The sequence below is a fragment of the Ectopseudomonas composti genome (genome assembly GCF_001567565.1).
In the GTDB taxonomy this organism is placed as follows: Bacteria; Pseudomonadota; Gammaproteobacteria; order Pseudomonadales; family Pseudomonadaceae; genus Aquipseudomonas; species Aquipseudomonas composti_A.
The window spans coordinates 123,849-149,458 of record NZ_LSSW01000026.1 but is presented as its reverse complement, the minus strand read 5'-3'; the positions used below and the strand labels follow the sequence as shown (position 1 = coordinate 149,458).

The window sequence follows — 25,610 nt, the reverse complement described above, 5'->3', positions numbered from 1 at the left end:
GGTCAGAGATCCCAGTTACCGATATCGGCGTTCAGGTCGCTGCCGCCCTGCTTGCCGTCGGCGCCGAGCGAGTAGAGATCGAAGGCGCCCTTGGTGCCGGGTGCCAGGTATTGGTAAGGGTTACCCCAGGGGTCAATGGGCAGGCGCTTGAGGTAGCCGTCCTTGTTCCAGTTCTTCGCTGGCGGGTTACCGCTTGGCTTGCTCACCAGTGCTTCCACGCCCTGCTGGGTGCTGGGGTAGTTGTGGTTGTCGAGCTTGTACATGTCCAGCGCCGCACCGATGGCGCGGATATCGTTCTGCGCTGCGGTAACCTTGGCCTGATCCGGCCGGCTCATCACCTGCGGTACCACCAGCGCCGCCAGAATGCCCAGAATCACCACCACGACCATGATTTCAATCAGGGTGAAACCCGCTTGTCTGCTATTCACCTAACTACCCCACCATCTGGTTCAAAGAAAGAATCGGCAACAGGATGGCCAGCACGATCACCAGCACCACTGCCCCCATGAACACCAGCATGAACGGCTCGAACAACCCGACCAACAGGGCGATCTGCGCACTGAGGTCGTTTTCCTGGTTCTTTGCCGTACGCGCCAACATCTGATCCAGCTCGCCGGAGCGTTCGCCACTGGCGATCATGTGCAACATCATCGGCGGGAACTGCCCGGTGGCCTCCAGCGAACGGGTCAGGCTGCCGCCTTCGCGCACCTTCTGCGCCGCCACCAGCACCTCGCCACGAATCACCCGATTGCCGATCACCTCGCCGGCAATCGCCAGCGCCTCCACCAGCGGCACGCCACTGCGGGTGAGAATCGCCAGGGTCGAGGCGAAACGCGCGCAGTCGGTGGCGCGGCCCAGCCGGCCGATCAGCGGTATACGCAACAGAAAGCGATGCCAGCGCAGGCGAAAGGCCTCGTCACGCAGCGCCGCGCGCAAGGCGATCACCGCCAGCACCAGCGCCACCAGTGCGACCAGGCCCCAGGCCTTGACCCAGTCGCTCAGGGCGATCAGGCCGCGCGTGAGCGCCGGCAGGGTCTGCCCGGAATCGACGAATACCTTGACCACATCCGGCACCACATAGCCCAGCAGAAAACCGACGATAAGTAGCGACGCGCACATCAATATCACCGGATAGAGCAAGGCCAGCTGCACCTTCTGCCGCGACTGCTGGCGCTGCTCGGTGTAGTCGGCCAACTGTTCCAGCACCGGGCCGAGGTGCCCGGCATGCTCACCCGCCGCCACCGTGGCGCGATACAGCTCGGGGAAGGCCGCCGGGAACTCCTTGAGGCTGCCGGCCAGGCTGTGCCCCTCCAGCACGCGGGCGCGTACCGCCAGCAGCATGCCCTGGATACGCGAATTGGTGGATTGCGCGGCCGCGGCGCGCAGCGCTTCTTCGATCGGCAGCGCCGCCTGGATCAGCGTTGCCAACTGGCGGGTGACCAGCGCCAGGTCACGTGCCGACAGGCCACGGGCAAAACCCAGACGCATCTGGCCGCCGCCCTGCTCACGACTGCGCGTGGCCTTGACCTCCAGCGGCGCCAATTGCCGCTCGCGCAACAGCTGGCGTACCTGGCGCGCACTGTCGGCCTCGAGCACGCCCTTCTGCTGACGGCCGCGCCCGTCCAGGGCGATGTATTCAAAGGCCGCCATCGACGGATCGCTCCAGTGTTCCGTGTAGGAGCGGCTTCAGCCGCGATCTGCGCCAACTCGCGACTGAAGCGCAATGCCGCCCAGCCGCTCCTACAAGAACCGATGCCAACATCCCAATCGCCATCATTCCTCCCGCGTCACGCGCAGCACTTCCTCGACCGTGGTCACCCCTTCCAGCACCTTGCGCCGGCCATCGTCGCGGATACTCGGCCCCAGGGTGCGGGCGTGACGGGTCATGTCCTGCTCGGCAGCGCGGCTGTGTACCAGGGTTCGCATGGTTTCGTCGAACACCACCAGCTCGTAGATGCCGGTACGCCCGCGATACCCCTGCTGATGGCACTGGGCACAACCGCGCGCATGATAGAGCGTCGGCGGCGAGCTGGCCGGCACGCCGAGCAAGGCGCATTCGGCCTCATCGGCTGCATAGGGTTCCTTGCACGCCGGGCACAGCACGCGCACCAGGCGCTGGGCCAGCACGCCGAGCAGCGATGACGAGAGCAAGAAGGGCTCCACGCCCATGTCCACCAGGCGGGTGATGGCGCCGATGGCGCTGTTGGTGTGCAGCGTGGACAGCACCAGGTGGCCGGTGAGCGAGGCCTGCACGGCGATTTCGGCGGTTTCCTTGTCGCGGATCTCGCCGACCATCACCACGTCAGGGTCCTGACGCAGGATGGCGCGCAGGCCACGGGCGAAGGTCATGTCCACCTTGGTGTTGACCTGGGTCTGGCCGATGCCTTCGAGGTGGTATTCGATGGGGTCCTCGACGGTGAGGATGTTGCGCGTGTGATCATTGAGGCTGACCAGGCTGGCGTACAGCGTGGTGGTCTTGCCCGAACCGGTGGGGCCGGTGACCAGCAGAATGCCGTGCGGCTTGCGCACGGTTGCTTCCATCAGCGCGCGATCCTCGGCGCGCATGCCCAGGTGTTGCAACGACAGACGCCCGGCCTGCTTGTCGAGCAGACGCAACACCACCCGCTCGCCATTGGCCGACGGCAGCGTGGAGACACGAATGTCCACCTCACGCCCGCCCACCTTGAGCGAGATGCGCCCGTCCTGCGGCACGCGCTTCTCGGCGATGTCCAGGCGCGCCATGACCTTGACCCTTGAGACCAGCAGCGCGGCCAGCTCACGCTTGGGTTCGAGCACCTCACGCAGAATGCCGTCGACGCGAAAGCGCACCACCAGGCGTTTCTCGAAGGTTTCCAGGTGAATGTCGGAGGCATTTTCCTTGATCGCTTCGCCGAGAATGGCGTTGATCAGGCGGATGATCGGCGCGTCGTCTTCCTGCTCCAGCAGGTCTTCGGTTTCCGGCACCTGATCGGCCAGCGACGCCAGGTCGAAACTGCCGCCGATGTCCTCGGCCAGCTGCATGGACGCCGAATCATGCTGATAGGCCGCCCCCAGCGCCTGGGCGAACGCCTGCACATCGAGCACCTGCAACGGCAGGCTGCGCCCGGCAAAACGCTGCGCCTCGGCCAGCGCCACCAGGTCGCAATCGGCGCGATGAGCCAGACTGGCGCGCCCGTCATGCATGACGAACACCAGGCCATGACGCTTGGCGAAACTGAAGGGCAAGCGGCGCAATGGAGTTTCGAGCAGCGAAGCGTTCATGCGAGACCTTAGAACAGAACCTTATCCCGGTAGTACAGCCTAACCCGGCTGCCTGGCTCAATGGGCCACCTCTGGGACGGTCTTTTTTTGTAATGGTTATCTCATTCATCTTTATCACATTGACTGGAACCGCACACCCACCCTATTAGGGGGATGCCAAGCGTGCGCAGGCTGCTATGATCAGCGCGCGACGCCCCGCACACAGAAGAATTAGAACGTCGTTTTCGGAGTGACCGCTTGCCCATCTCGGCCCTTCCCCAGCGGCTCAAGGATAACCTCCCGAGCCTGATCGGCATGCTCATGCTGATCGCCCTGAGCCTCAGCCTGGCCTGGCAGAGCGCCGAACTGCTGCGCCTGGTGCGCGGCCCGGTGCAGCAAGCGCCTAGCCAGAGCGCCGCCGGCCCGGAACAGCGCGCCCAGGCACCCGTCGACCAGCTGTTCGGTACGCCCCGGCAGGCCGACAGCGGCCCACCGCCGGCCACCAACCTGCAACTGACCCTGCTCGGCAGCTTCGTTCACAGCGACCCGCAACGCTCCAGCGCGATGATCCAGCGCCAGGGTGAGAGTGCCCAGCGCTTTACCGTCGGCTCTGACGTGGACAACGGTGTGCGTCTGGATGCCGTCTACACCGACCGCGTCGAACTGGTGCGCAACGGCCGCCGCGAAAGCCTCACCTTCCCGCGCCCGAGCAGCGGGCAATACAGCTACACCCCGCCGGTCGAAAGCGCAGCGCCAGACTCGCTGCAACAGCTCGACCGTCTCGACCAGGACAACCTCGAACAGCTGCGCCAGCGCATGCAGACGCTGCGCGAACAAATGGAAGCCTCCGGCACCCAGCCCGTGGAAACGCCCTCTGATCAGCCCATGGAAAGCGACTGAACCGATGCATTTTTTCCGTAGCCGACTGACCCTCGCCCTTCTCGCCGCCGGCCTGGCCACCGCCCCCCTGCCCCTGCTCGCGCAGATCCAGCAGGTGCCGCCCAGCGCCAACCAGCAGGAAGAAAGCTGGACCATCAACCTCAAGGGCGCGGACATCCGTGAATTCATCGACCAGATCGCCAGCATCACCGGACAGACCTTCGTCGTCGACCCGCGCGTGAAGGGCCAGGTCAACGTGGTATCGAGCACGCCGCTGGGGCTGTCCGAGGTGTACCAGCTGTTCCTCTCGGTGATGGCCACCCACGGTTTCAGCGTGCTGACCCAGGGCGACCAGGCGCGCATCGTGCCCAATGCCGAGGCCAAGGCCGAAGCGGATGCCGGGCGCCCGGCGCCGGATCGCCTGGAAACCCGCCTGATCCAGGTGCAGCACACGCCGGTGGCCGAGCTGATCCCGCTGATTCGCCCGCTGGTACCGCAGTACGGCCACCTGGCCGCCGTCACCTCGGCCAACGCGCTGATCATCAGCGACCGCAGCGCCAACATCGCCCGCATCGAAGATCTGATGCGCCAGCTCGATCAGAGCGGCGCGCAGGACTTCAGCGTGGTCACCCTGCAAAACGCCTGGGTGATGGACGCCGCCGAGGTGCTCAACACCGCCATTGCTCGTGGCCAGGCCAAGGGCACCGGCGCCACCCAGGTGGTGGCCGATGCGCGCACCAACCGGCTGATCCTGCTCGGCCCGCCGGACGCCCGCGCCAAGCTGGCCGACCTCGCCCGCTCGCTGGATACGCCCACCAGCCGCTCGGCCAACACGCGGGTGATTCGCCTGCGCCACAACGACGCCAAGGCCCTGGCCGAAACCCTCGGGGAAATCTCCGAAGGCCTGAAGAACCAGCAGAACGGCGAAACCACCGGCAAGCAGTCGAACATCCTCATCCGCGCCGACGAGAGCCTCAATGCGCTGGTGCTGCTGGCCGAGCCGGACCTGGTGGCGACCCTCGAAGACATCGTGCGCCAGCTCGACGTGCCGCGCGCGCAGGTGATGGTCGAGGCGGCCATCGTCGAGATTTCCGGCGACATCACCGACGCCGTCGGCGTGCAGTGGGCGGTGGACGCTCGCGGCAAGAGTGGCGGTCTGGCCGGGGTGAATTTCGGCGGCACCGGCCTGTCCGTCGGCACCGTGCTGCAGATCCTGCAGAACGGTGAAGTGCCGGAGAACACCACCCTGCCCGACGGCGCCATCATCGGCGTCGGCAGTGACCGCTTCGGCGCGCTGATCACGGCGCTGTCGGCCAACAGCAAGAGCAACCTGCTGTCCACGCCGAGCCTGCTGACCCTGGACAACCAGAAGGCAGAAATTCTCGTGGGGCAGAACGTGCCGTTCCAGACGGGCTCCTACACCACCGACTCGTCCGGTGCCGGCAACCCCTTCACCACCATCGAGCGCAAGGACATCGGCGTCACCCTCAAGGTCACCCCGCACATCAACGACGGCGCCACCCTGCGCCTGGAGATCGAACAGGAAATCTCCTCCATTGCGCCCAGCACCGGGCTCAACGCCCAGGCAGTGGACCTGGTGACCAATAAACGTTCGATCAAGAGCACCATCCTCGCCGACGACGGCCAGGTGATCGTGCTCGGTGGTCTGATTCAGGACGACGTCACCCAGGCCGTTTCCAAGGTGCCCCTGCTGGGCGATATTCCCCTGCTCGGCGGGCTGTTCCGCTCGACTCGCGACTCGCATATCAAGCGCAACCTGATGGTCTTCCTGCGGCCCACCGTCGTGCGCGACGGCGCTGGCCTAGCGGCGCTATCGGGCAAGAAGTACAGCGATATCCGCATCCTCGGCGACGGTGCAAATGGCAAGCCCAGCATCCTGCCCAGCACCCCGACGCAGCTGTTCGACGGCCGGGGCGCACCGGCGGTGGATTTGCGGCAGTAAAGGTAGGCCGCAACTCGCCCTGGGGCGCTGAATCACGGAGCACCACAACCCGTGGGAGGCGCTTTAGCGGCGACGATCTCTACACCAGTCGCGGCTAAAGCCCCTCCCACAGATCAGTACGCAACGCATCTCCCCTCTCCCATCCATGGCCGGTTGGAAGATCCCGCGATACGCACTGAACCTTGGAACACCACACAACCCGTGGGAGGCGCTTCAGCGGCGACGATCTTTACAGCAGTCGCGGCTAAAGCCCCTCCCACAGAGCGGTATGCAACGCGTAGCCCCTCTCCCATTAATGGCCGGTTGGAAGATCCCGCAATACGCACTGAACCTTGGAACACCACACAACCCGTGGAAGGCGCTTTAGCGGCGACGATCTTTACACCAGTCGCGGCTGAAGCCCCTCCCACAACGACATGTAGCTCGTCTCCCCTCTCCCATTTATGGGAGAGGGGCCGGGGGAGAGGGTGGAGGATTCAGCAGTAGCTTCGAAGCCCCTCCGCCCTGACGAACACTCACGCCAGTGGCGGCGTGCGCGGCGGCACCAGACGCTTGTTGCCGGTCGACTCATAGGCCGCCGCCAGTTGCAGCAACGCCGAGTCGTCGTAGGCGCGGCCTGCGAAGGTCAGGCCCACCGGCATGCCGATATCGGCCATCACGCCCATCGGCACGGTGACGGTGGGCACGCCCTGGTGACGGATCGCCAGGTTGCCATTGGCGACCCAGATGCCGTTGCTCCAGGCGATGTCGGCCGACTCCGGATTGACGTCGGCATCGGCCGGCCCCACATCCGCCACGGTGGGGAAAAGCACCGCGTCGAGCTTGAGCTCGTCCATCCAGTTTTCCAGATCCAGCTTGCGGGTCTGCTCCAGAGCGCGTATGCCATCCGGCACGCTGGGGATTTCGCTCCACGACTTGAGGCCGCGCTGGGCCATGCGCACGTATTCGTCCATGCCGAAGGCCAGGTCATCCTCGCGGTTGGGCAAGGTGCCAGGGTCGTGGGGGAAGATCTGCGGGCCGTCGACGTCGGCCAGGCGATTGAGTTTCGGATCGCCATTGGCACGCAGGAAGTCGTCGAACGCCCAGCCCGACAGCTCCCCCAACTCGTCAAGCAGGAACTGGTGCGGCACCAGGCCGCGGTTGTAAACGGTCGGCGCGCCGGGGCGGTCACCCTCGCAGTTCGACACCAGCGGGAAATCCACCTCGATCACCGTGGCACCGGCCTGCTCCAGTGCCGCGCGCGCCTGCTCCCACAGCTCGATCACCGAGTCGCGAGTGTGGATGCGCTGCCCGGTTGGCCCGCCAATGCCGGGCTTTTCGCTGGTGCCGGCCGCCTCGTCCTTGTTGATGTACATGCGCGGCACACCCAGGCGCTTGCCCGCCAGTGCGTCGGCCTTGGCCGCCAGCGCCAGGTAAGACTCGGGGCGCACCTCGGAAGCTTTCGGGATCGGCACCCAGGGCTGCAAACGCCAGAGGTCGCCACGGTTGTCGGCATCGTCGGCCACCACCACGTCGAGCACTTCGAGCAGATCGGCCATGCTGCGGGCGAATGGCACCACCACGTCCATGGTCGGCGTCAGCGGCCAGTTACCACGTACCGAGATCACCCCGCGTGACGGTGTGTAAGCGCACAGGCCGTTGTTCGAAGCCGGGCCACGTCCGCTGGACCAGGTTTCCTCGGCCAGACCAAAGGCGCAGAAGCTCGCAGCGGTCGCGGTACCGGCACCGTTGGATGAGCCCGAGGCGAACGGCGCAGTCAGGTAATCGGCGTTGTACGGGCTTTCCGCACGGCCATAGACGCCGCGCTGCATACCGCCATTGGCCATCGGCGGCATGTTGGTCTTGCCCAGGCAGATGGCGCCAGCGGCGCGCAGGCGCTCGACGGTGAAGGCATCACGTTGCGCCACCAGGTCCTTGAACGCCGGGCTGCCGGAGGCGGCCGTCAGGCCCTTGACCAGGTAGCTGTCCTTGGCGGTGTAGGGAATGCCATCGAGCGGGCCGAGGGTTTCGCCACGGGCGCGGCGCGCATCGGAGGCCTCGGCCTCCTTCAGCGCATCGGGGTTGTGTACCACCACCGCGTTGAGCCGGGTCGGCGTATCCGGGCCGTCGTAAGCCTCGATACGCGCCAGATAGGCCTTGACCAGTTCGACCGCCGTGGTGCGGCCGGACTCCAGCGCGGCGCGCAGCTCGGCAATGGAAACTTCGGTTACCTCGATCATGGTGTCATCACTCGCAGATGGCGGGCCGGCATCATGGCCCCGGATACGAAAACAGGCCCCGATGATACATGCCACCAGGCTGTCGCAGCAGCCGCGCCAATGGCCAGGCTGTGCGCCAGCCATTACAGTCTCGCCACCGACTCCGCCGCTGTGAGCACAACAGGCTTATGACCCGCGAAGAACGCATCCATCTGTGGTCCGCGCTGTCGGAGGTATTCGTCGACAACGATGTCGACTACACCTTCATCGCCCGTCAGGTGGCAGGTTTCGACCGCGCCATGGTGCAAGCCGCCTTCTTTGAGGACGTCGCGCCCGCCTGCTACTCCAACTTGCTCGCGCCCATCCCCCCGATCTGGACCGGCTTCGACAGCGCCTGGCTCGGCGAAACCATCGAGCGCGCCCGCGTCGCCCGGCAGCACTCCAGCCTGCGCCGCCTGCGCGACCGGCTCTTCATCGTCTACCTGCGCCGTGCACTGAAAGCGGACTGGGCGAAGATCGCGCAAGAACTGGATCGCCTCTGAAACCGGGCTAACGCCCCAACTCCCGCAGCCAGGCCAACAACTCGGCATGCAGGCTTCCGGGCCCTGGTGCACGTCGGCTGGTTCACCCTGCTCGCGTTAGCCAGCCAGCGCCCGTAGCGCAGCGCACCTTTGCTATGGTGGCCGCTACACGCCCACGCACAGGAGGACTCCAACATGGATCGACTTACCGGCGGCTGCCTCTGCGGCCAGGTGCGCTTCGAAACCAGCGGCCAGCCTTATCGGGTCGGCGTTTGCCACTGCATGGATTGCCGCAAGCACCACGGCGCCCTCTTCCACACCTCGGCAATATTCCCGCAGGACGCGGTGAAGGTGGAAGGTGAAACCGGCGAGTACGCCGGCCGCCACTTCTGCCCGCGCTGCGGCTCGTCGGTGTTCGCGCGCTCAGCGGATGAAATCGAGGTCAACGTCGGCTCGCTGGATGAGCCGAACCGCTTCACCCCCACCTACGAACTCTGGACCATCCGCCGCGAAGCCTGGCTACCGCCCTTGCCCTTGGCGCGGCACTACCCACGCGACCGCGACCGCGACCGCAGCTCGCGCCACGAGTAGAACCGCTCGCGGTTCAGGCATCGGCTTCGCGCCGGCTGACCCAGCCGTGCATCAGCCCGGCCTGGAAGAACTGCACCGGAGCAATGAACCCGGCCGCCTGGATGATGCCAGCCACCTGCTGCGCTGGCAGCACCGCCACATCACGGGCGTAGGCCGCACGGGCGCGCTCCAGCATCGGCGCATCGACCCCGGCGGCAGCCATCAGCGTCATCCAGCCTGGCAGTAGAACTTCGTAGGCCGGCGACTGGATATCCGCCGCCAGGTCGACACTGGCCAGCATCCCGCCTGACTTGAGGCGCTGCGCGATCTGGGCGAAGAACCCGGTACGCAGCATCGGGTCGAGCAAGAACTGCGACACCAGAAAACAGGTAGCGCCGTCAAAGGCCGCCCCAGGCGCCAGCGTATCCAGATAGCCTTCGTGAAAGTCGCAGCGCGAGGCAAAGCCGCCGCGCTCCGCGCGCTGGCGGCAGACCTCAAGCATCGCCCCGGACGGATCCAGTGCGGTGAAGCGCCAGCCCGGAAAGCGCTCGGCCAGGTGCGCGATTTCCGCACCCGTGCCGGTGCCCACGCACAGTATCCGCGCGTCGGCCGGCAGATCGATGAACAGCGCATCGAGCAGCAGATAAAGCGCCTCCCGAATCGGCGCCATCCCCGCCCACTGCTTGTCGTAACCCGCCGCCTGCTGATCGAACAGCGCCTTGATTTCCTCATCCCGCATGGCCATGCCTCCGTCGAATGTTCATCCTCATGCCTTCCAGTATCCCAGAGCTGTCAACCCCCCTCGCCGCACGGCTGCAAGCCCGACCCAACTTTGTGGGCACTTTGCCAGAGCATCGGGGGACTAACTGGCATGTCCCTTCCCAGCGAACCCGATATGCAGAACCCGACCTTCGAACAGAAAGCCTTCATCCTGCTGCTCGTCCTGGTGACCATCGCCTTCTTCTGGATACTGCTGCCGTTCTACGGCGCGGTGTTCTGGGCCATGGTCCTGGCCGTGGTGTTTTCGCCCCTGCAGGAACGCCTGCTACGCCGCCTGGGCGGGCGAGGCAATCTGGCTGCCCTGCTGACGTTGATCATCTGTCTGCTGGTGGCGATTCTGCCGGTGATCTTCATCACCTCGGCGGTGGTGGCCGAAGGCACCGCCCTGTATCAGAAACTGGAGTCAGGCGAGCTGGACGCAGGCGCCTACGTCACCAGCGGCATACGCATGCTACCGCCATCGATACAGGATCAGCTGGCCCGCGTCGGCATCTCCAACCTCGACGGCCTGCGCGAACAGATTTCCAAGGGCGCCATGGCCGGCAGTCAGTACCTGGCCACCAAGGTATTCGCCATCGGCCAGGGCACCTTCGAGTTTTTCGTCAGTTTCTTCGTCATGCTCTACCTGCTGTTTTTCCTGCTGCGCGACGGCAAGGAGCTGGTGCACAGGATTCGCAGCGCCATCCCGCTGGCCGGCAACACCAAGCGCCGCCTGCAGATCAAGTTCACCCGTGTGGTACGCGCCACGGTAAAGGGCAACGTGGTGGTCGCCGCCGTCCAGGGTGCGCTCGGCGGCTTCATCTTCTGGGCGCTGGGCATCTACAGCCCGCTGCTGTGGGGGGTGCTGATGGCCTTTCTGTCACTGCTGCCGGCAGCCGGCGCCGGCATCATCTGGGCGCCCGTGGCCATCTACCTGATGCTCAGCGGCAGCCTGGTGCAAGGCATCATCCTCACCGCCTTCGGCGTGCTGGTGATCGGCCTGGTGGACAACATCCTGCGCCCCATCCTGGTCGGCAAGGACACCCGCATGCCCGACTACCTGATCCTCATCTCCACCCTTGGCGGCCTGGCCCTGCTCGGCCTCAACGGCTTCGTGATCGGCCCGCTGGTGGCGGCGCTGTTCGTGGCCAGTTGGAACCTGTTCGGGGCGAAGAAGAAGGTCAGGTTGCCAGATTGATGTACACCTGAAATCCCGACGCACTGTGCCTGGCGGCCTCAGGCGCAGTGCTTCATCGATGATTGCTCAGACAGGCGATCCGAATACGCCTGCATCAGTAAGCAGTTGCACGAGATTTTCTGGCCATACCGTTTCTTTCGTGGCTATCAACTCCTGGGCCGACCACCAGTGATGATCCGTCATGACCGTTTTCTCGTGGCTCGTCCATTGAGAACGGGAAAGGGTCTTGTCCTCGACGTACACGACAAAGTATTGCTCCACGGCCAACACCACCTCGCCGCTGGGCAGCGTCAATGAAACGCGTCGGTAGGCCGCAGGTTCGGCAACGGCCCCAACCAGAATGCCCGTCTCTTCGTACAGTTCACGAATGGCCGCCGCATGGAATGTCTCCCCGGGCTCCAAGCCGCCGCCCGGCGTGGCCCAGTGGTTTGTGCCGGCCAAAGCGGCATCGGTGTGATGAAATCTGAAAAGCAGCACTTCCTCGGCAGGGCTGATAAGTAATAGTCGTGCTGCCTTGCGCTCACGCATATCTGCCTCCCTGAAAAAGGGCGCAGATTAGGAATAATTGAGCCAGCCGGCAAGCCCAACCAACCGCTATTGCGCGTCAAGAATGACTCAAGCAAGTCTCGCGCTTGATAGCTCTGGATATTGGGCCGCTTCGCCCCTAGGATATTGCGAACTCGTACTACCGCGGCTGCTGAACCCGGTATTCACGAGGACACCACAATGGAAAGAACCCGCGCCTGGAGACGCTCACAGGCTCACAAAGACCTACCCAAAACACTGCTGCGTTTGCCGTACCAACGGCCAGAAAAGAACTGGAAGCTGCTGTATACCCGGGCGGAAAAACTGCTCAGGGCCCGCCAACTCGGCCTCAGCTACCCCATTCGCACAACCCGCCAACTGCTGGATCAAGAGTGACCAAGCTCCTTTTTATCTGCAGCCGCAATCAATGGCGTAGCCCGACGGCGGAAGCGATCTGGCGACGCCGCCCCGGCTTCGAAGCTCGCTCGGCCGGTACCAGCCCTAATGCTCGCAAACCCGTCGGCCCAGCGGATATCCGCTGGGCCGACGCTATCTTCGTCATGGAGCACAAGCACGCCAACCGCCTGCGCGCAGAATACGCCCGCCTGCTCGAACACAAGCGCCTGCACATTCTGGATATCCCCGATGACTACCGTTTCATGGATCCAGAGTTGATCAAGATGCTCGACGATATGGTGACTGCGTATCTGGCCGAGCACGATTGAAGCACTTACCCCTCTGCAAATCAGCATTGCGGCAACCCAAACGACCTCTCTTCCAACTGCAAATGCGGCAGTTCGCCCTAGCGCCTATTCAACGCAGTAGTGATACAAGATTCAGACATCACGCAGCTTTGGACTCGAAATGGACTTCAGCGAATACGGAAACCCCACCGGCAAACCGGTCGTTTACTTCCACGGGGTACCGGGCTCGCCTTCTGAGGCCTCCATATTCGACGCACCCGCCCGAGAGCAGGGCCTACGCATCCTTTGCTTCGACCGTTTCGCCATCGTCCCATCCATCACCGGCGCCGAGTACTACCGACAGATCACCCAGACAATCAGCGAGACCGTGCAAGGTACTCCGGTCGACTTCATCGGTTTTTCCCTCGGCACGCATGCCGCATTGGAAGTCAGCGCCCTTATGCCGGGCCAGGTCCGCAGCCTGCATCTGATTTCCGCCGCCGCCCCGCTCGACGGTGGGGACTTCCTCGATCAGATGGCCGGCAAGGCCGTGTTCTCACTGGCCCAGCGCAGCCCAGGCTTGTTCCACTGGCTGGTGAAGTGGCAGGCGCTACTGGCCAAGCGAGCACCGCAGATGCTGTTTCGCATGCTGTTCGCCAGCGCCCAGGGACAGGATCGGGAGTTGGTGAAATCACCGGAGTTCAGGGCGCTTATCGGCCAGGTCTTGCAGCAATGCTTTGCCCAAGGTACGACCGGCTACACGCGGGATATTCGGCAGTATCTCCAGCCCTGGTCAGCCAGCGCCTTCGCCAGCGAAGCAGATGTCTGCCTGTGGCATGGCACGGCAGACAACTGGTCGCCATTCGGGATGTCGGGACATCTGGCTGAGTGCTTCCCAAGCGACGCGCGCATCGAGCGGATGGAGGGGCTTTCTCACTACTCCTGCTTGTATGCCGCAGCGCCGATGATCTGTGCGTTGCTCGCCTCGATCTAGGCTCTGACCACTATTGGCTAGGCCTTTCCGGAGATTCTGTCCTATCGCGCCACCGCATCAAGGTACAGCGCATCGGTCAGGACCGCCGCGGGGCACACCACACGCAACAGCTTACGAAACCTCGGGCACTCCTTGTGAGATGGCGCAGGGCATTCGCAACATGCCTGAGCAGACGACTCATGGTGGTCATGCGCGGCTCCTGGTAATCGAGCTCACGGGCCGGATCAGCCCCAGCTGTTCGTGATAGTGGAGCGTAGAGGTGAGCACCCCGCAGGTTTTCGACAGCACTCCGATATCGACGAGCGTCATGCTTGACCTCAAGTTGACTTGAATTTGCACAGTAGGCCATCGCCCCCCCGATAGGCAGACATCGCACATGAAACCTCACCCCTCCCCTGCGGCCAACAAACGAACACTCGCGGCACTGGCCGGCGCCATCCTGCTCGCTTCGCTTGGCATCAGCATCGCCACCGTTGCACTACCCAGCCTGGCAACCGTCTTTTCGGCCGGCGTACACCAGGTGCAATGGGTCGTACTGGCCTACCTGCTCGCCTTGACTTGCGTCATCGTCGTTGCAGGACGAATGGGCGATCTCTACGGAAATCGCCGCGTGCTGATGGGCGGCATCCTGCTGTTCACCCTGGCCTCTGCCGGCTGCGCAGTGGCGCCGACCCTGGGTTGGCTCATCGCAGGCCGCGCGGTGCAGGGGCTGGGCGCGGCAACGCTGATGGCGCTGCCGCTTTCTATCGCCAAGACCCTGATTGCGAAAGAGCGCCTGGGCGCATCGATGGGCCTGCTCGGAACGATGTCGGCCATCGGAACCGCATTGGGTCCCTCGGTCGGCGGCATCCTGATCGGCGAATTTGGCTGGCGCTCCGTTTTCGTTCTATTGACGCTATGCGGTAGCGGCTTGCTGGTTCTGACTGCTAGCGGCATTGGAAAAACGGCACCCACTGAAAACTCCGCACGCATCGATTGGGCCGGCAGCGGCTGGCTATCGGCAGCGTTGCTCTGCTTTGCACTCGCGGCCAGCGGGGGCCGGGTCGGCGTGGCCATTGCCCCCTGGATGCTGCTGGTGTTGGCCGCCGCTGCGCTTCTCGTATTCATCCGTACCGAGCGGGTCGTGCCCAATCCCCTGATCCCGTTAGCGCTTGCGCGCGGACGCGGTATCGCCACGTCACTGTCCATGAACCTCGTGGTGGCGACAATCATGATGTCCACGCTGGTGGTTGGCCCGCTGTTTCTCTCGTTTGGCCTGGGCCTCAGCGAAGCCGGGACAGGTTTGGTAATGGCCGCCGGGCCTTGCGCCGCGGCGCTGTCGGGAGCGCCGGCGGGTAGGCTTGCAGATCGCTTCGGAACCGACCGGACACTGCTCGCGGGCCTGCTGCTCTCCAGCGTGGGGCTGTGTGGCTTCGCCGTGTTGCCCATGCTCATCGGAATTCCGGGCTACATCCTGGCGATAGTGCTGATGACGCCAGGCTTCCAGCTGTTCCTGGCGGCCAACAATACGGCTGCGCTGAACCTGGCGGCGGAAGCGCACCGAGGGGTGCTCTCAGGGCTACTCGGCCTGTCACGCAACCTTGGCCTGATGACGGGTGCCTCCTTGCTACCGCTACTGTTTGCCTCGCTATTGGACAGCCGGACATTGGCGGATAACTCCACACCAACGATCAGCAACGCTTTCTCCGTTACCTTCCTGAGCTTGGCAGGCCTGTGTTTTCTCACCTTCCTGTTCGCAGCGTGGGGAAAGCGTCGCGATGCTGAAAAGGTTGGCTGCTAACGGCCACTAGCGGACGTTCATAGCAGAGAAAATAAATCTGCTCCCTTTCCCCGCTTGGGCGACCAGGATGTAGACCAAAGTGCGATTACGGTTCGCCAGCTCGATACACGACTGCGCAAAGAAATGCTCCTTGATGTCTGATTTTCAGGGCTGGCCCCCCTCAGGACTGCCGGTCACGTATGGATGCCGGGAGGTCCAAGAACGCTTCGAGCTCTACAAAAGGCATCGGTTTGGCAAAGTAATACCCCTGAAAAACATCGCAGTAGCTGCCCTTCAGAAATTCCATTTGCGACTCTGTTTCCACGCCCTCGGCGACCACCGTCAGGCTGAGGTGATGGGCCATTGAAATAATGCCTTGGGTGATCGCTGCATCGTTATGATCGGTAGCGATTTCCTGGACGAAGGAGCGGTCAATCTTGATTTTGTCGATGGGCAAACGCTTGAGGTAGCTGAGGCTGGAAAAACCGGTGCCGAAATCGTCCAGTGCAATGCGCACCCCCAGCGCCTTGAGCCGGTGCAGCGTTTCGATCGCCTGCTCAGCGTTATTCAATAGAAGCGACTCGGTGATCTCCAGCTCCAACTGCTCACCCCGTAGACCATGTTTTTCAAGGGTGGCCTGGACATACTGGACGAAATGGCCACGATGAAAATGCATCGGCGAAATATTCACGGCCATCGAGATGCTCGTGGTGCCTTGATCGCTTAGCTGGCGCAACTGCGCACAGGCCGCATCGAGTAACCAAAGGCTTAGCGGGATGATCTGGCCACTGTCTTCAGCCACCGGCACAAACACCGTTGGTGAGATAAACCCCTTTTCCGGATGCTCCCAGCGCAGCAACGCTTCTAGCCCGACCACTCGCCCCGTGCGCGCGTCTACCTGCGGTTGATAATGCAGCTGTAATGTCTGAGTTTCGATCGCCTTTTGCAGGTCGTTGCGCAGGCTCGCGTACTCGCAAACGCGCTGATTCAGATCGCTGGTGTACCACTGAAAGTTGTTGCGCCCTTGCTGCTTGGCTTTGTACATCGCCATGTCAGCCTGCTGGATCAGATGCATCGGCTGCTCGATATGACCATCGCTCAGGGTGATACCGACACTAGCACTCACGTGCAGGTCCATGCCCTGGACGCAGTAGGGTTTGGCAATGCTGGCCATCAATCGCTCGGCCACCGGCACAACGTCCTCATCACAAAGTAGTTCCGGTAGCAGAACGATAAATTCATCACCGCCCATGCGCACGATGGTATCCCCGGGACGAACCTGCTGGGTCATACGCTGCGCGACCTCAATCAGCACTTGGTCGCCGAAGTAGTGTCCGATCGAATCGTTAATGGATTTGAATCCATCCAGATCAAGGTACATTACCGCCAGGCGGCGCTTATGCCGACGACTGATGTGACAATCGAGAGCAAGCCGGTCTTCAAGCGAAACACGATTAAGCAAACCGGTCAGCCGGTCATGGCTGGCGTTGAAGCTCACTTGGCGCTCGAAATGCTTCTGCTCGCTGATATCCCGAGCGATGCCAAACACACCGACGATCTCGTCATTGACCATGATCGGCAGGTTGGAGATGTCCATGGTCAACAGGTTGTCACTCTCGTCGCGAAGCCGAGCCTCAAAGCGTTGGGGCACTCCGGCGCGGGCTGCTGAAAAATGCTGGCTGACCTGTTGCAGGTCTTCTTCGAGCACCAGCTGAGAAAAGTGATGGCCAATGAAGTTGGAGGCTGTGTGCGGTTTCAGCTTCAGGCCTGCCGGATTCACACTCTGGATATTGCCGGCCAGATCAAGCGCGAAAACCGGGTTTGGGTTGTAGGTAAACAATGAGCGAAAACGTTGTTCGCTTTCCTCCAGACGTTGGCCGTCACGCTCATGACGGATAGCGAAGACGGCGAGTTGGGCGGCGCAGGTCATTTGTTGAATTTGCGCCTCGTTCGGCGTATGGACACGGCTCTGGTACAGAGCAAATGTGCCCAATACACCTCCTTGATGGGAGAGCAACGGCAGCGACCAGCAGGAGCGCAGGTTATGCCCCAGCGCCAAGCTGCGAAAGCGCTCCCAGCGTGGATCCAGGGCGATGTCTTCGGTGACTACAAGCTCGCGCCGGAACGCTGCGGTGCCGCAGGTTCCTTCCTGTGGACCAATGGCCATTCCATGAACCGCGTTGTTGTACTCTGCCGGCAGGCCGGGCGCTGCGCCGTTAAGCAAGCGTTTGCCCTCGGCATCAGCAAGCAAAATCGAGGAGCGGGTTGTGGGGGCCTGTGTGTCGAGCATCTGGCAGATCGCGCTGAGTATTTCGTCCAGATGATGGTCGGCCGCGATCATTCCAAGAATGTCACGTTGCGGATCGGCAAGTGTCTTGCTCTGCAGGCCCGTGCAAAAAGTGTTCATGGTGGTTCCTGAAGACTCTCAAGATCGTCCGGTCTTCAGAGAGTCAGAAACAGTGGGCGGCCGATCACTGTCCACTAGTACGTCGGTAGCGCACTGTATAAAGCACTAACGAGCTAAAAACAGACTCAGAGCCCATATAAAAAACGGTATCAGATTGCCGCCATCTGGCTGACTTCGCGTTCTCGACGCGCGGCAATGTATTGGCCGAACGAAAAGGGGGGCAGATAAGTTTTCCCGACTCTAGAACGTCCGTCTTGTTGGCCGATTGTAGCGGTTGATGACCGTCCGCTAATGGCCGATAGCAGCTCCTCACAAACTTGCCCTTCCCTTTCCCCCACGCTACAGTCCGCCCTGTCACGGTAAATCCCGTGACCGGGCGTGAGAACCCGAACATCGTCCAAGGCGCGGAAGCGCCATAGCAGTGTAGCCGGCGCTTTTTTTGTGCCCGGTTACCGCATTTCTATGGCGGGCCGTGTGAGGCAGGCCTCGGCCTGGCCGGTTCCCTTGGACGCCGGTTTCTCACCCTTGCACGGTCCGCCTCCATAGCTCGTGAGAAAGCTGGGAAGCGGCTCCTTAATTTGTCCAAGGAGCATAAGGAAAATGCACTATCCCCCTTTTACCCAAGGGCTCCGCCCTGGGCTGCTGGCTGTCGTGTCGACTTCCGTTTTGGAGGTGCTGCATGGCCAGGTCTGAATCCGTCGTTATCCCCTTCCCTGCACCACGCAATCCGCTGCACAGCCATCTGGCGGACGATTGTCCGACCCAGGCGGCGGCCGAATATAGGGCGGCGTTGCTGGCCAAGCTGCTGCGCCGTTTGCCGGAGCCGGAGCTGGCAAGCACCAGCAGTGCGCTGCTGAGCGAGCTGATCATGCTCTATCGCCAGGCCATCGCCCAGGCGCAGGGAGGCAATGCCCATGGCTGATCGACATATCACTCACTTACCCACCCACGACGGCCACCCAGGCGCGGCGTTCGGCTGGAACGAGCAGAGCCAGGCGAGCTTTATCCATGGCGTGCAGCAAGCGCAGGCCTGGCTGGACGACGCCAACAGCGGCTGGCTGTGGGCCAACCTCTTGGTGGAGCGCCAACTGTTCCCGCCGGGTGCTCAGCGGCATGCCTTCGAGCTGGGATTTCTCAGCCGCATCCATCAGCGCTTGTGCTCGCCGCTTGGCGGCGGGCATCAGGCCAGGCGCACGGAGTTGCGGTTGTAGGCTTGTGGCCTGCGCCTAAGCTGTCGCTTGAAACGGAGCCAGGCCACTCGCTCGTACGCGTTGCATGCAAAGCGAGTGGCCTTGGCTGTGCCGGCCAATCCGTGGGCAGGTCGTAAGTCCCGCCGCGATGGTTTGCCGCGATCACGTTCGCTGCGTTAGTGTCTGCCGTCTCAGGGGCGGAGCCCTCATTCGTTTCGGCATGGAGGTGTACATGTTCCCCATCGATACCTGGCTGGCTTACACGGGCGCCTGCATTTTGCTGGTACTGGCTCCCGGCCCGGACAATCTGCTGGCGGTGGCGCGCGGGCTCGGTCAGGGGCGGCTGGCAGCCATCGTTTCGGGGATGGCATCGGGCACCGGGATTCTGTTTCACGTACTGGCAGCGTCGCTGGGGCTGACCCTGCTGATGCAGACGTCGGAGCTGGCGTTCTGGCTGATCAAGTGCATCGGCGCCGGTTATCTGCTGTGGCTGGGTATCAAGGTGCTGCGCACGCGCAACCTGATCAGCTTTCGTTCCGTCACGCGGCAATCGCTGCCGAGTATCTTTCTCACCGGTTTTCTGTCCGCCGCGCTCAACCCCAAGCCGGGCTTTTTCGTGCTGGCGTTCATCCCGCAGTTCGTCGATCCGCAGCGCGGTTCGGTGAGCACGCAGATGCTGGTTTACGGCCTGTGGTTCGCGATGCTGACGGCAATCGGCTTCGCGCTGATGGGCGTATTCGCCACTTCGCTGTCGCGCTATCTGCAGGCGCGCCCGCGAGTGGTGAAGGGCCTGAATCTGGGCGCCGGGATGACCTTCGTGGCCTCCGGCGTATCGGTAGCGACGCTGAGCCAGCGCTAGGCCCAGCGTCAGCGGCGTCGCCACTCAGGCGCCGCCGTTTGCTCCTGTATTCAAGGCAGCATGGGTACGCAGTTCTTCGTCGATGAATGCGGCGATCATCGCCCGGTAAACCTGCTCCACCACCGCTGCCGAAGCGTCGCGCTCATCAGCGAGCGCGCGCACCTTGGCGATGACCTGTTCGACGCGCGCAGGGGCGCGAACGTCCGCACTGTCTTTCTTGAAACGCGCCGCCTGGGCGACGAAGCCACCGCGTTGGGCGATGAGATCGACCAGGGCACGGTCGATCTGGTCGATGCGCTCGCGCACCTCTTCGAGGGAATTGCATTGCACGTCCATATGACGATGTCCTGTGGTGGTTCGACTGAGGCGACCACGTTAGTCAGCCCTGCGCCGAGCGTCCAGCACAGATGCCACTGGCGTTGCGCGGCGCGCGTGGCAGGCCGGTTATTTAAAAACAGTGAATGACTGGAGGGCTCGCGGTCTAACTCGTCAGCCCCCAAGCGGCTGCTCGTCTGTCGGGCATGCCCACTGACAGTCGAGCACAGCCCATGAAAAGCGCCCGAATCATTACCTCCGAAGTTCATGACCCGCAGCTCGAGAAGCAGGCGGAGTGGATGATCTTCGGCACGCCGAAGGAGCGGCTGGATTTCTATCGGCGGGAGATTCAGTACGAGACCAGCCTGCTGGCCGGGCGTACCAACGCCTATCTGACGGCGCAGTCGTTTCTGGTGATCGCCTATGCATCGTCCATGGCCAACTCGAACGAAAACTGGGGGGCGCTGTTCACCCTGGTGGTTCCGGCGCTGTTCACGTTGCTGGGCATCATCAACTCTCTGCACGCCTGGCCGGGGATCAGGGCCTCAGCGACCATCATCGAGCACTGGCACTACAAGCAGGTGCAGTTGCTGCACAGCGACCCGGAGTTCGGCCACGCCTATGATGACTCCCCCCTGTTCAGCGAGCAGGAGGCCAGCTGGGAGAACACCTACAAGTCGCTGTCGTTCTTTCTGCGCTCACCCTGGCTGTTCATCGTGTTCTGGAGCGTGCTGGGCCTGTTCTCCGTCTGGCTGCAGTTACCTTCGGCGAAGCTGTGAGCCGCCACGACGGGCTGATCGCGCCCGCCGCTCGCCAATCAATTCGAACTTCTGTTTGTTGTGCCTTTCAACCCTGATGCAGGCCGCGTTGCTCAACAACGCGTTCACTCACGGCGCCCGTGCGGCGCATCAGCGGAGGTATCGATCATGAGTTCGAATCTGCAAGGCAAGAAGGTACTGTTCATCACAGCCAACATGGGCATCGAGCGCGATGAGTTGCTCAAACCGATGCAGGCACTGAAGGCTCAGGGCGCGAGCGTCACTCATGCCAGCGTCAAAGGTGGCGAGACCGAAACCTGGCTCAAGGACAGCGAGAAAGACGTTACCGTGCAGTCGGACACGCAACTCAAGGGGCAGAGCGCCGAGCATTACGACCTGCTGGTGATCCCCGGCGGCACGGTGAATGCAGACAACCTGCGCCAGGACCAGGACGCCCAGCGCCTGGTCCAGGAATTTCGGGATGCCGGCAAGACGGTCGCAGCGATCTGCCATGGCCCCTGGTTGCTGATCGACGCCGGTGTGGTGCCGGGCAAGGTGATGACGTCGTACTCCAGCGTGCGCCTTGACCTGAGCAACGCCGGCGCAAGCTGGGTAGACGCCGAAGTGCAGGTGTGTCCGTGCCAGGACTGGACGCTGATCACGTCGCGCAACCCGGGCGATCTCACCGCGTTCAACGAGGCGATCAGCCAGGCACTGAGGGCCGCCTGAGTCAGAGGCAAATCAATGGTGCTCGATCCGGTTGCGCCCACCGCGTTTCGCGCAGTACAGGGCGATATCGCTGCGCGATAATGCCGCCTCGACGTTGGCATCGCTGGCGTTGAGCGATGAGATGCCAACGCTGACAGCCAGAAAGATGGACTCCCCGGCGTGCACGATTGGCGTCTTGGCCAGCTCGCTCTGGATGCGCTTGGCGAAGTGCATGGCCTTGTCCAGATCCGCTTCGCTGAGCACCACGGCGAACTCTTCACCGCCCAGGCGCCCGGCGCTGTCGGTCTTGCGCAACTGGGCCCGGAGAATCGCCGCGAAGTGACGCAGGGCCTGATCGCCGACGTCGTGGCCCCAGCGGTCGTTGATGGTCTTGAAGTAGTCCAGATCGAACATCAGGATCGCCGCGCTCTGCTTGGGGCTGCGTTGCAGTCGCACCAACTCGGCTTCGAGCTGTTGCATGAAGTGCCGACGGTTGGCGAGCTGGGTGAGGAAGTCGGTGGTGGCGAACGCCTGCAACTCGGCCTCGATCTGCTTGCGCCCGGTGACGTCGGTCATGAAGCCATGCCAGATCACGCTGCCGTCTTGTTCGCGGCGCGGGCAGGCTTCGCCCTGGCACCAGGCGATTTCCCGTCCTGACACCTGCACACGAAACTCCAGGTGCCAGGGCGTCAGTTGCTCAGTCGACAGCTGGAGGGAATCGGTGAACGCCATGCGGTCGTCCGGGTGGACGATGGCCGTCAGTGCCTGGGCATCCTGCATCAGTTGCGTCGCGCTGAGGCCGCAGATGGCTTGCGAACCTGCACTGACGTAGGTGAAGCCGGACGTTCCGTCGGCCTGGCGACGGAACTGGAAGACCATGCCGGGGATTTCATTGGTCAGGTCGGTCATCAGGGCAGCGGTCTGCTGCACCTGGTCGGACAGACGCCGCATGGCGGTGATGTCGGTGGTGGTGCCCATCATGCGCAGCGGTTTGCCGTGCTGGTCGCGCTCGACCACCTTGCCACGGCTGCATACCCATTTGTACTGGCCGTCGCGGCAGCGCAGGCGGTGCTCGACCTCATAGGCCTCAGTGCGCTGATCCAGGTGCGCCTGGATGGTCGCGCGCACGTAGTCGAGGTCGGCCGGATGCACTCGGGTGTAGCTCTCTTCGATGCGATTGCCGATTTCATGATCGGCATAACCGAGCAGCGCCTTCCAGCTGCTGGAGTAGTGAATATCGCCGCTGCTGATATCACGATCCCAGATGCCTGTGCCGCTACCGGCGATGGCCAGTGCCATGCGCCGTTCGCTGCCCTGCAGGGTGGCGATTTCATGACGCTGCCGGGCTGCGTCCGCTTCGCGCTCCAGCAGGTCGAGAATCAACCTGGCGAAGTCCTGTAGAGCCTGATGCTGCTCGGCGTCGAGCGCACGGGGCTGGTGCAAGCACAGGTATATCGTGCCGAGCCGGGCACCCACCTGCGCCTGCAGTGGCCAGACGACAATGCTGGGCGAGCTTGAGTGGGTGCCGATGATCTCCGCCAGGCGAGCATCGCTCAAGCCGGGGCTAGCCGAGACATGGCGCGCAGAGCCAACACCGCAGACCAGCACGGCAGCCGAGTCGAAGTAGCGACCAAGCAGACGCACGAAGCCATCGAGCCGCTCATCATTGGCGCCATTGGGCGCGTTGCCAGAACACAGAGACTGCATAGTGATTCTGCTTGGATAAAAACGCGGAAGACGCCTGATAGTGATACGTCATAAGTGGCCCGACGTCTAATCGTTCGTGCGCCCCGCGCCACGCCCCATCAGCCCTTGCGCTGAGTGCTCGGCCAGCGATGGCTCTAGCCAGAGCCTTTTCCGCCCCTGACAGCAAGGTTCGAAGGTGGCCGCACACGCCAACAATGTTATGATATAACATATTTAAAAAATGGCGCGTCGATACCTTTCGACAGCAGCCAGCAGAACACCCTCCCCCTCACTTATAAAACGCAACGCTAGGAATACCCATGAAAGCCACTTCGGCCTCCATCGCCGTCATGACCGCCCTGGTCACGCCTCAGATTCACGCCGCCTCGTCCGGCAACTCCACCGTCTCGCTCGGCTCGGTCTATGTCACCCCCGAAGCCAGCGGCACGCTGCGCACCGACAGCATCCTGACCTCGGTCGACATCATGGGCAGCGACAAGATCGAAGACAAAAACGTGATGAACAGCTGGGAGCTGGTGGGCCAGATGCCCGGCATTCAGCTGACCGAGACGCGCATGGGCGCCGAGTCCGGCAAGGTGACCTTCCGCGCGTTCAACGGCGAGGGCTACATCAATGGCATCAAGACGCTGATCGACGGCGTGCCGAGCAACGTCAACAGCGGCAACCAGCGTTTCATCGACATGATCTTCCCGCTGGACCTGGACTACATCGAAGTGGTGCGCGGCACCAACGACCCGCGCTACGGCCTGCACAACATCGGCGGCAACATCAATTTCGTCACCCGCCAGGGCGGTAATTACACCGACGGCCGCCTGACCTATGGCAGCTTCAACACCCGCGAATTCCAGCTGGCCGTGGGCCACGAGGAAGGCAACTTCGCGCAGAACTACTTCCTGGCCAAGCAGGATTCCGACGGTTTCCGCGACCACAGCAACTCCAACAAATACTCCCTGGGCGGCAAGTGGTTCGTCACCGATGACGCGCAGACCATCAAGCTCGGCGTGGTCGCCCGCCTCTACCACCACCAGGCGGAGGAGCCAGGCTTTCTCACCGCGCAGGAGCTTTCCGCGAGCCGTTCGCAGTCGCCGGAGAAGAACGCCAACGATGGCGACGACCGCGACATGAAGCATCTCAGCGCGCATGCTGACTTCCAGCTCAGCGACGATCTGAGCCTGAGCAACAAGCTGTACTACAACAGCTACGACGATGACCGCACCGTGACCTTCACCAGCTACCCGGTCGGCAACGCCCCGCGCCAGCGCCGCCAGTGGCAGGAGCGCCAGACCGGCATGCTGAGCAATCTGACCTGGCGTGCCCACGAAATGCTGACCCTGGACGGCGGCATCAACTACGAGCAGCAGAACAACGAGTACCGTCGCTACCGCTACAACTTCAGCATTCCCACCGATTTCGACGCAGCGCCTGCGCGCACGCAGAATGACGACAGCTACACGCTGTACAACACCGGCGCCTATGCCCAGGCGATCATCCAGCCCATCGAGCAGTTGAAGATCATCCCGGCGTACCGGGTCGACAAGTTCTCCGGTAATACCGAGCTGATGAACGGCGAGAAGGCCGAGCTGCAGGACTACGGCTGGATCGAACAGCCTAAGCTCAGCGTGGTGTACAGCATCACCCCAGATCTGAACATCTACGCCAACTGGGGACGCACCTTCCAGATCCTCACCGGGTCGACCGCACCGGCCTACATGACCGCCGGCCAGGCCTCGTACAAGCCGTCGATCAATACCGGCAAGGAGGTGGGGGTGAAGTTCAAACCCTTCGCGGGCTCCGAAGCGCGCATTGCCGTGTGGCAACAGGAAGCTACCGACGAAGTGGCCAACATGCCCAGCACCGGCACCACCGTCGGCCTGGGTGAAACCAAGCGTCGCGGCATCGACATGCAGCTCACTGCGCAGTTGAACGATCAATGGACGGTGTGGGGCTCGCATGCCATCCAGGAAGCCAAGGTGGTCAGTGCATTGACCGCTGATGGGCAATCGCTGGCGGGCAAGGAAGTGTTCTCCACGCCGCGCTACATCAGCAATGCGGGTGTCGACTATCAGTTCAACGACGCCTGGCGCTTCGGCCTGTCGGCCCGCGCGCAGGGCGACTACTACATCGACGAGCAGAACGAGCAAGGCAAGTACGGCGGCTTCGCGGTACTCGATGCCAACGTGCGCTATCAGCTGTCGGCCACCACCAGCCTCGACCTACAGATGAAGAACCTCACCGATCGCGACTATGAGTACGTGTGGTTCGACAACTTCTTCTGGGGCGGTGATGACCAGCCGATGTTCTCCCCGGCACCCGGTCGCTCGGCCTATCTGTCGGTGAATATGAAGCTGTAGATTCACTCTGGAGACGGTCCGAAGCC

The 25,610-nt window shown here is 62.8% G+C and carries 24 protein-coding genes; 15 read left to right on the top strand and 9 right to left on the bottom strand.

Going from position 1 to position 25,610, the window contains the following annotated elements; genetic code table 11:
• Window positions 1-2: 2 nt before the first annotated feature.
• The 3 genes from gspG to gspE all read right to left on the bottom strand — a co-directional run bounded on the left by gspG (window position 3) and on the right by gspE (window position 3,261).
• Window positions 3-428 (bottom strand): type II secretion system major pseudopilin GspG, encoded by a 426-nt coding sequence (gene gspG / locus PCLY_RS14660; RefSeq protein ID WP_082768085.1) that lies wholly within the window; start codon window positions 426-428, stop codon window positions 3-5.
• A gap of 4 nt (window positions 429-432) precedes the next feature.
• The gene (xcpS, locus tag PCLY_RS14655) at window positions 433-1,650 is read right to left on the bottom strand and encodes a GspF family T2SS innner membrane protein variant XcpS (protein ID WP_061240383.1); all 1,218 of its coding nucleotides are present in this window, start codon (window positions 1,648-1,650) and stop codon (window positions 433-435) included.
• 123 nt (window positions 1,651-1,773) lie between these two features.
• Entirely contained in the window at window positions 1,774-3,261 is a 1,488-nt protein-coding gene (gene gspE / locus PCLY_RS14650) for a type II secretion system ATPase GspE (RefSeq protein ID WP_061240382.1), read from the bottom strand.
• Between the two features lie 237 nt (window positions 3,262-3,498).
• Here gspE and PCLY_RS14645 point away from each other — a divergent pair, with 237 nt between their 5' ends.
• On the top strand, window positions 3,499-4,140 hold the full coding sequence (locus PCLY_RS14645) for a type II secretion system protein N (RefSeq protein WP_061240381.1): 642 nt from the start codon (window positions 3,499-3,501) through the stop codon (window positions 4,138-4,140).
• Window positions 4,141-4,144: 4 nt separating this feature from the next.
• Window positions 4,145-6,082, top strand: coding sequence for a type II secretion system secretin GspD (gene gspD / locus PCLY_RS14640; protein WP_061240380.1), 1,938 nt, complete (start codon window positions 4,145-4,147; stop codon window positions 6,080-6,082).
• Window positions 6,083-6,597: 515 nt separating this feature from the next.
• On the opposite strand, the gene PCLY_RS14635 is transcribed toward gspD, so the two are convergent.
• Window positions 6,598-8,301: an amidase gene (locus PCLY_RS14635; RefSeq protein ID WP_061240409.1), complete on the bottom strand. Its 1,704-nt coding sequence runs from the start codon at window positions 8,299-8,301 to the stop codon at window positions 6,598-6,600.
• Between the two features lie 167 nt (window positions 8,302-8,468).
• Here PCLY_RS14635 and PCLY_RS14630 point away from each other — a divergent pair, with 167 nt between their 5' ends.
• A complete protein-coding gene (locus tag PCLY_RS14630; RefSeq protein ID WP_061240379.1) occupies window positions 8,469-8,822 on the top strand; it encodes a DUF7079 family protein in 354 nt (117 codons plus the stop codon).
• A 174-nt stretch (window positions 8,823-8,996) separates the two neighbouring features.
• Window positions 8,997-9,392 (top strand): GFA family protein, encoded by a 396-nt coding sequence (locus tag PCLY_RS14625; protein ID WP_061240378.1) that lies wholly within the window; start codon window positions 8,997-8,999, stop codon window positions 9,390-9,392.
• A gap of 13 nt (window positions 9,393-9,405) precedes the next feature.
• On the opposite strand, the gene PCLY_RS14620 is transcribed toward PCLY_RS14625, so the two are convergent.
• On the bottom strand, window positions 9,406-10,110 hold the full coding sequence (locus PCLY_RS14620; protein WP_061240408.1) for a class I SAM-dependent methyltransferase: 705 nt from the start codon (window positions 10,108-10,110) through the stop codon (window positions 9,406-9,408).
• Window positions 10,111-10,266: 156 nt separating this feature from the next.
• On the opposite strand from PCLY_RS14620, the gene PCLY_RS14615 reads away from it, so the two are divergent.
• Window positions 10,267-11,328, top strand: a complete 1,062-nt coding sequence (locus PCLY_RS14615; protein ID WP_061240377.1) for an AI-2E family transporter — start codon at window positions 10,267-10,269, stop codon at window positions 11,326-11,328.
• A 66-nt stretch (window positions 11,329-11,394) separates the two neighbouring features.
• Here the strand turns inward: PCLY_RS14615 and PCLY_RS14610 are convergent, their stop codons facing one another.
• Window positions 11,395-11,856, bottom strand: coding sequence for an NUDIX hydrolase (locus PCLY_RS14610; RefSeq protein WP_061240376.1), 462 nt, complete (start codon window positions 11,854-11,856; stop codon window positions 11,395-11,397).
• Between the two features lie 198 nt (window positions 11,857-12,054).
• Between PCLY_RS14610 and PCLY_RS25215 the strand changes: the two genes are divergently transcribed.
• From PCLY_RS25215 to PCLY_RS14595, 4 genes are all read left to right on the top strand, one after another.
• Window positions 12,055-12,249, top strand: coding sequence for a hypothetical protein (locus PCLY_RS25215; protein ID WP_082768084.1), 195 nt, complete (start codon window positions 12,055-12,057; stop codon window positions 12,247-12,249).
• Window positions 12,246-12,578, top strand: coding sequence for a low molecular weight protein tyrosine phosphatase family protein (locus PCLY_RS14605; RefSeq protein WP_061240375.1), 333 nt, complete (start codon window positions 12,246-12,248; stop codon window positions 12,576-12,578). The genes PCLY_RS25215 and PCLY_RS14605 overlap by 4 nt, the downstream gene beginning before the upstream one ends.
• Before the next feature lie 139 nt (window positions 12,579-12,717).
• The gene (locus PCLY_RS14600; RefSeq protein WP_061240374.1) at window positions 12,718-13,530 is read left to right on the top strand and encodes an alpha/beta hydrolase; all 813 of its coding nucleotides are present in this window, start codon (window positions 12,718-12,720) and stop codon (window positions 13,528-13,530) included.
• Window positions 13,531-13,906: 376 nt separating this feature from the next.
• Window positions 13,907-15,310, top strand: a complete 1,404-nt coding sequence (locus PCLY_RS14595; RefSeq protein WP_061240373.1) for an MFS transporter — start codon at window positions 13,907-13,909, stop codon at window positions 15,308-15,310.
• A gap of 160 nt (window positions 15,311-15,470) precedes the next feature.
• Here PCLY_RS14595 and PCLY_RS14590 read toward each other — a convergent pair whose 3' ends face one another.
• Window positions 15,471-17,696, bottom strand: coding sequence for a putative bifunctional diguanylate cyclase/phosphodiesterase (locus PCLY_RS14590; protein WP_061240372.1), 2,226 nt, complete (start codon window positions 17,694-17,696; stop codon window positions 15,471-15,473).
• 679 nt (window positions 17,697-18,375) lie between these two features.
• Here PCLY_RS14590 and PCLY_RS14585 point away from each other — a divergent pair.
• The 3 genes from PCLY_RS14585 (at window position 18,376) to PCLY_RS14575 (ending at window position 19,745) form a co-directional block, all read left to right on the top strand.
• Window positions 18,376-18,618: a hypothetical protein gene (locus PCLY_RS14585; protein ID WP_061240371.1), complete on the top strand. Its 243-nt coding sequence runs from the start codon at window positions 18,376-18,378 to the stop codon at window positions 18,616-18,618.
• Window positions 18,611-18,907: a LasR-specific antiactivator QslA gene (locus PCLY_RS14580; protein WP_197432190.1), complete on the top strand. Its 297-nt coding sequence runs from the start codon at window positions 18,611-18,613 to the stop codon at window positions 18,905-18,907. Before PCLY_RS14585 ends, PCLY_RS14580 begins: the two co-directional genes overlap by 8 nt.
• 211 nt (window positions 18,908-19,118) lie before the next feature.
• Window positions 19,119-19,745: a LysE family translocator gene (locus PCLY_RS14575; protein ID WP_061240369.1), complete on the top strand. Its 627-nt coding sequence runs from the start codon at window positions 19,119-19,121 to the stop codon at window positions 19,743-19,745.
• A 24-nt stretch (window positions 19,746-19,769) separates the two neighbouring features.
• On the opposite strand, the gene PCLY_RS14570 is transcribed toward PCLY_RS14575, so the two are convergent.
• The gene (locus PCLY_RS14570; protein ID WP_061240368.1) at window positions 19,770-20,081 is read right to left on the bottom strand and encodes a chorismate mutase; all 312 of its coding nucleotides are present in this window, start codon (window positions 20,079-20,081) and stop codon (window positions 19,770-19,772) included.
• 212 nt (window positions 20,082-20,293) lie between these two features.
• Between PCLY_RS14570 and PCLY_RS14565 the strand changes: the two genes are divergently transcribed.
• Window positions 20,294-20,839 (top strand): hypothetical protein, encoded by a 546-nt coding sequence (locus tag PCLY_RS14565; RefSeq protein WP_061240367.1) that lies wholly within the window; start codon window positions 20,294-20,296, stop codon window positions 20,837-20,839.
• Between the two features lie 147 nt (window positions 20,840-20,986).
• Complete coding sequence (locus PCLY_RS14560; RefSeq protein ID WP_061240366.1) at window positions 20,987-21,547, top strand: type 1 glutamine amidotransferase domain-containing protein; 561 nt, start codon at window positions 20,987-20,989, stop codon at window positions 21,545-21,547.
• A gap of 12 nt (window positions 21,548-21,559) precedes the next feature.
• Here PCLY_RS14560 and PCLY_RS14555 read toward each other — a convergent pair whose 3' ends face one another.
• On the bottom strand, window positions 21,560-23,233 hold the full coding sequence (locus tag PCLY_RS14555; RefSeq protein ID WP_061240365.1) for a sensor domain-containing diguanylate cyclase: 1,674 nt from the start codon (window positions 23,231-23,233) through the stop codon (window positions 21,560-21,562).
• 299 nt (window positions 23,234-23,532) lie between these two features.
• Between PCLY_RS14555 and PCLY_RS14550 the strand changes: the two genes are divergently transcribed.
• Window positions 23,533-25,584, top strand: a complete 2,052-nt coding sequence (locus PCLY_RS14550; RefSeq protein WP_061240364.1) for a TonB-dependent receptor — start codon at window positions 23,533-23,535, stop codon at window positions 25,582-25,584.
• Window positions 25,585-25,610: the final 26 nt, after the last annotated feature.